Origin of the sequence: Limnospira sp. PMC 1279.21, from assembly GCF_032349615.1 — a bacterium.
GTDB classification, from domain to species: Bacteria; Cyanobacteriota; Cyanobacteriia; order Cyanobacteriales; family Microcoleaceae; genus Limnospira; species Limnospira fusiformis.
The window spans coordinates 1-500 of the sequence record NZ_JARPLU010000524.1; the positions used below are offsets into that span (position 1 = coordinate 1).

A 500-nucleotide genomic window follows, 5' to 3' on the forward strand; every position below is an offset into this window, starting at 1 on the left:
TTTGTTTTCAGGGCGGTTTCACCAGGCTCTACAACTTTTGTCCTGTACTTAGAGTATTGTCCTATTTTTATGGCAGAGTATATTCTACCAATTGCATCTTGTGCGGACCGTCCAGGACGGAACCCGTAGCTAGTGTCTTCAAATCTTGATTCCCATTCGGGTTCGAGAGCCGATTTAACCAAGGCTTGCCTTGCTCTATCTTGGATTGTAGGAATACCTAGTGAGCGTTTTTCATCCCTTCCAGGTTTTGGTATCCATACTCTCCTAAGTGCTTTTGCTTTGAGGTTTCCCTTGATGTTCTCGACGAGTTCAAACCTTTGTCTTGGGGAGATTGCTCTCATTCCGTCAACGCCGGCTGTTTTCTTGCCTTGATTATCTTGGAGGGCGGGTTTATTAAGCTGACTGTTGGGAAGCATGGCTGACCGTGGAACCCGCCCCTACAGTCGCACTGCTAAGAGTCGGGTTATGGTCGAAAGGGAAGTCACCTTCCCCAACTCCAG

At 47.8% G+C, this 500-nt stretch carries 1 protein-coding gene; it reads right to left on the reverse strand.

Annotation, left to right across the window (positions count from 1 at the left end):
- Positions 1-416, reverse strand: a 416-nt coding sequence (locus P5683_RS25770; protein WP_315642160.1) for a reverse transcriptase domain-containing protein, incomplete at its 3' end; no start/stop codon positions are given.
- Positions 417-500: the final 84 nt, after the last annotated feature.